Genomic DNA, 3628 nt, shown 5'->3' with positions numbered 1-3628 from the left:
TTCTCTTCTATATAAAATGATAGCTCCTTGTATATTTCATTATAAAATAGAGCTTTTACGACACCCCTAAAAGAGTTTAGTTTCCTCATAGGCAACAAACTCCATATTATGCTTAAGTTTATTACACAAAGGAAATAGTATTGCTACTTCCCTGTTTAATAATCTTCAAGTAAATTCTCAAGTTCACATCTAAACTTATTCTGACCTTTTAACAGCATTTCACTTTTCAGATATTCAAAATACTCTGTATACCCATTTGGACTTAAAAAATGGAATATATATTTTTCTTTAATTCCTTCCTCTTCCATTTTATTATTTAATCTTTCAAAGTGTTCTTTTGCATACTTATATTTTGCTTTATTTTCATCACTATCATCTTTGTCAACCTTTATTTCGGCGACTAAATAATAATCACAATCATCTTTTGAAACCTTAATAAAGAAGTCTGGATTAAAACTCCTCTGAGAATATTTTCTAGTTTTAGAAAAAGGCCCACCATATTTCAAACTATAATCTATACTATAGAACCCTCTATCTCTCGATTTAACCCAACTTTGAACCAAACTTGCAACTTCTGGTTTGCATAGGTACTCAACAAATTTTCTTTCAGGATCACTACTAGTTATAACAAGGTTCATTGGCGTTTTAAATAAAAATTCGTTCTTCTCTTTCAGAGCACTTCTTGGAAGACTCTCGTCTTCAATTATCTCAGAAAAAATTAATTTCTGTTTTTCTGAATGAATCTCTTTTTCATGATTATTCGTATAGAATATGGAGTAGCCTCTTCGAAGATTACCAATACCTGTACTATCATTCGCCATATCAAGAGTATTAATTTTATATGGGGCATTAACTTTTAACTTTGGAACAATTGATTTCTTTTTTTTACGCAGTAAAGTTGAAAATGACTGAAGTATTCTATTTGCGTTTTTATCAATTAATAAATCCCCACTAATACCTACTTTCTCCATTGATGTACGAATAATCTTTTCTATTGTTTCTCTTGGTGGTAATGAGTATTTGCTATACTCTTCGTCGCCAAGTTTCAATATTGTACCTTCCCAATCTCTAATTTGAAATTCTTCAAAAATTTTATCAGTAATTTCTTCGATACTCCAAGTATTATATTTTATAGAATAATTTAGTTGACTTAAATTTCCATCTACAATCGATTCGTAGGAGGTATCTTTCTTTGCCTGTATAACTTGAGAGTCTAGCTTTATTCCTTCTTTTTCTAGACGGGAATAGTCAAATACTTCTTTCTTTTTCTTTAGCTCAACTTCCACTTCATCTTTTGAATAATTTAAATTATGTACTTCAAAGTTGAATTTTGCTCGCTCTTCTGATTTCAAAATAATACTACTTAATCTTGTCTCGATCTCCAGCACTTCTTCAACTAATGACTTAATGTTTTTACTCCAAGAATCATGATTAAAGATTATTACTTTAGGCTGCGGTGACGCATACTCTTCCGGAATTCTTAGGCCTCTTCCAAGGACCTGAGCAATCAATAATTTTGAGTTAAATGCTCTATCTTCCCAGGGGACTATCTGGAAAACATTCTTTACATCCCAACCTTCAGTCAACATTGAGACCGATATTACCCATTGAACTGGATCATCTCTATCATCCACAGTCTTTAACTTAGGAAGGTTAGCTGCATGATCTTTATGCGAAGTAACAATTAATACTTTTTCTTCAATAGCATCTCTGCTTGTATCTTCAGTTTCAATCAAAAAATCTACAAGATCATCCTTTAAAGCTTTTGCTTTAGAAATATCTTTTGTAATCAAAATAGACAGAGGTTTAATTTCTGGATATTGGTCAGAATTATTCAAGTGATTTTGATATATCTTCTGAAATTTCTCAGAGATTCCACTACTATCATCTTTTTGAACGTACTCAATATTTTTTACCACCCTATCTTCTATGGCTTCTCTTAATGAATACCTGAAAATCACATCATTAAAATATTCATTCTCGTGGTATGCTGTTCCAGTAAACCCTAGTATATACTTAAAACCGTAATTTGGGTCGATCAAGAATTCTTTCCACTTTTTTATCCCTTTACCTTCATTACTGCTTGCAGAAATGCTTTGAGGTTTATTGAAAATGTGATGTGCTTCATCATTTAACACCAATACTCGCTCTCCATTATTAACTAAACTATCTTCAATTGATGAACCAGTTCTTTCGTAAACTGCATGAATATTCTCAACACATATATCTCCATCCTTGATTGTTTTATTAGCATCTATGATTCTTGGATTTTTATAATGAGCATCCTCCGGAATTGTAGCTCTTAGTCTAGCATTCCCGCTCAGCTCTTCAAATTTTTCCATTAATCCTGCCTCTATGGTTAACGAAGGACATAACACAAGCACCTTATCAATTAATCCCAACCCCAACATGATTTGAGCGACGCCATAAATTACGTATGATTTACCAGTTCCAGTAGCTAAGTCAATATTAGCAAACAGTTTATTGGGAATTTGTATCATAGACTTAAAGTTAGCCAATGACGTGTACTTTGACTGTAACTCATTATTTTTCTGAAAATTCTCTTCAAACAAATCTTCAATTGATTTATACCTACCAGATGCAAGATATATAATCGAACTCTTAATTGCTGCTTTCTGGTGCTCCCTATTGCCACATAACCTTTCTATAAATGGAATCCAATCATCCAAACGCAGTTTTGTTGGGTCAAAATTGTTATTAACTTTTAAAACAAGATCTTTCTGTTTGTAAATCAAAATGTCTTGCATTACTTCACCTCCCTTTTAATGTCGAAAATCTCTGTGAAATCATTTCCATATATATCGGTATAAATCACCATTAACTTATCACCCAAATCTTTAATATCTAAGGTAATACTCAATGCAGTTTTGTATTGGGATTTTAGCTCTTCTCTGATCTCATCATCATTCTTATCCTTACCTTTTTTCCCACTACTGCTAGGTAATAAATCCTCTGCAAAGTAAACATCATCTAACTCAAAATGCTTTCCGTTGTAGTCCTTATCAATGTATACTGCAGACAGCGATTCAAAATTTTCTAAGATAACTCCCTTGTCATCTTTTCCGTACTGGCTTTTAAACTCCTTTATTTTAATTTCTACATTTTTCTTACTTATTTTCAATTCTGTTTTCACTTCCGGTTGTCTAATAAAATGGAAGCCAACAACTTCATCTATACTATTTAAATTCTTCTTACTTTGTGGTTGTCTCAATTTGTGGAAAGGAATTTTATGAAGTTCTTTAATTATTTGATAGGGTACCTTTAGGAAATAATACCGTATTCCATCTATCTCATAATAATCAGTCAGAAAATCCACATAGTTTGCAGGAGCAACGATATAAACCCTACCATCAACCCTATTTTCAATGACAGAGTGAACCTTTTCCAAATAATCAACATCTATTGAAGAATCCTTATATTTTCTATAATCAAAAATCTTTACTGGATATTCAGATTTTTTTCCATTAAATTCGAATCCCGCTAAATCAAAATCAATGATTTCGATTTCGAACAACCCAGATATAAATTGCTTGTATTCTTGCCATTCAAGTTCAAAGGCTTTCTTTAAGTCATAAACCCCTAATTGAGCGGTAACAAAAGGTTTGGC

2 protein-coding genes are annotated in these 3628 nt (G+C 32.0%); both read right to left on the bottom strand.

The window, feature by feature from the left end; genetic code table 11:
- Positions 1-155: 155 nt before the first annotated feature.
- Entirely contained in the window at positions 156-2768 is a 2613-nt protein-coding gene (locus M3N64_RS13860) for a DEAD/DEAH box helicase (protein WP_249104230.1), read from the bottom strand.
- Positions 2768-3628, bottom strand: an 861-nt coding sequence (locus M3N64_RS13855) for a hypothetical protein (protein ID WP_249104226.1), incomplete at its 5' end; no start/stop codon positions are given. The genes M3N64_RS13855 and M3N64_RS13860, both read right to left, overlap by 1 nt.

The organism is Sporolactobacillus mangiferae (genome assembly GCF_023336505.1).
Lineage (GTDB): Bacteria > Bacillota > Bacilli > Bacillales > Sporolactobacillaceae > Sporolactobacillus > Sporolactobacillus mangiferae.
The sequence above is the reverse complement of the archived record's forward strand: the minus strand, read 5'-3'. Positions and strand labels throughout refer to the sequence as shown.